The organism is Methylocystis sp. Sn-Cys (assembly GCF_016745395.1).
GTDB lineage: Bacteria > Pseudomonadota > Alphaproteobacteria > Rhizobiales > Beijerinckiaceae > Methylocystis > Methylocystis iwaonis.
Genome location: NZ_JAERVJ010000018.1, coordinates 1 through 1,860, shown reverse-complemented (window position 1 = coordinate 1,860; position 1,860 = coordinate 1). Strand labels below are relative to the sequence as shown.

The 1,860-nt window shown below is 69.4% G+C and carries 1 protein-coding gene; it reads left to right on the top strand.

All coding sequences use genetic code 11. The features are described 5' to 3' along the window. Positions 1-1,860, top strand: a 1,860-nt coding sequence (locus JJT62_RS18930) for an Ig-like domain-containing protein (protein ID WP_246745015.1), incomplete at both ends; no start/stop codon positions are given.

Below are 1,860 nucleotides of genomic sequence, written 5' to 3'. Positions count from 1 at the left end.
CTGTGGCGGTCGATACGGCGGCGCCCGTCGCGACGGCGACGATTGCGACCTTCACGGACAATGTCGGCGCGCACCAGGGCGATTACCCGAGCGCGACGAGCACGGACGACGCGTCGCCGGTTCTGAACGGAACGCTGTCGGCGCCGCTGGCGGCTGGCGAGGAGCTGCGGGTCTACGAAGGCGCGACGCTGGTCGGGACGGCGAGCGTCTCGGGGACAGGCTGGACGCTGGCGCTGTCCGGGCTCTCGGAAGGGACGCACAGCTATACGGCGGTCGTCGCGGACGCGGCGGGCAATGAGGGGACGGCGTCGGCGGCCTTCGCCGTGGCGGTCGATACGACGGCGCCGGTCACAACGGCGACGATTGCTACCTTCACCGACAATGTCGGCGCGCACCAGGGCGATTACCCCAGCGCGACGAGCACGGACGACGCGTCGCCGGTTCTGAACGGAACGCTGTCGGCGCCGCTGGCGGCTGGCGAGGAGCTGCGGGTCTACGAAGGGCCGACGCTCATTGGGACGGTGAGCGTCTCGGGCACGAGTTGGACGCTGGGACTCTCCGCGCTCTCGGAGGGGACGCACAACTATACGGCGGTGGTGGCGGACGCCGCCGGCAATGAGGGGACGGCCTCGTCTCCCTTCGCTGTGGCGGTGGATTCGACGGCGCCGGCGACCACCACCACCATCATCATCGCCAGCTTCACCGACAATGTCGGAACGCAGCAGGGGAACTACCTCAGCGGGACGGCGACGGATGATTCATCGCCTGTTCTGAGCGGGACTCTGTCCGCGCCGCTTGCGGCGGGCGAGGAAGTGCGGGTCTACGAAGGCGCGACGCTCATTGGGACGGCGAGCGTCTCGGGGACGGGCTGGACTCTGGCGCTGTCCGGGCTCTCGGAAGGGACGCACAGCTATACGGCGGTCGTCGCGGACACGGCGGGCAATGAGGGGACGGCGTCGTCGCCCTTCGCTGTGGCGGTCGATACGACGGCGCCGGCGACCACCACCGTCATCGCCAGCTTCACGGACAATGTCGGCGCGCACCAAGGCGATTACCCCAGCGCGACGAGCACGGACGACGCGTCGCCGGTTCTGAACGGAACGCTGTCGGCGCCGCTGGCGGCTGGCGAGGAGCTGCGGGTCTACGAAGGGCCGACGCTCATTGGGACGGTGAGCGTCTCGGGCACGAGTTGGACGCTGGGACTCTCCGCGCTCTCGGAGGGGACGCACAGCTACACGGCGGTGGTGGCGGACGCCGCCGGCAATGAGGGGACGGCGTCGTCTCCCTTCGCTGTGGCGGTCGATACGACGGCGCCGGCGACCACCATCATCATCGCCAGCTTCACCGACAATGTCGGGACGCAGCAGGGGAACTACCTCAGCGGGACGGCGACGGATGATTCATCGCCTGTTCTGAGCGGGACTCTGTCCGCGCCGCTTGCGGCGGGCGAGGAAGTGCGGGTCTACGAAGGCGCGACGCTCATTGGGACGGCGAGCGTCTCGGGGACGGGCTGGACTCTGGCGCTGTCCGGGCTCTCGGAAGGGACGCACAGCTATACGGCGGTCGTCGCGGACACGGCGGGCAATGAGGGGACGGCGTCGTCGCCCTTCGCTGTGGCGGTCGATACGACGGCGCCGGTAACGACGGCGACGATTGCGACCTTCACGGACAATGTCGGGTTGCACCAGGGCGATTACCCCAGCGCGACGAGCACCGACGACGCGTCGCCGGTTCTGAACGGAACGCTGTCGACGCCGCTGGCGTCGGGCGAGGAAGTGCGGGTCTACGAAGGCGCGACGTTCATTGGGACGGCGAGCGTCTCGGGGACGAGCTGGACGCTGGCGCTCTCCGGGCTCTCGG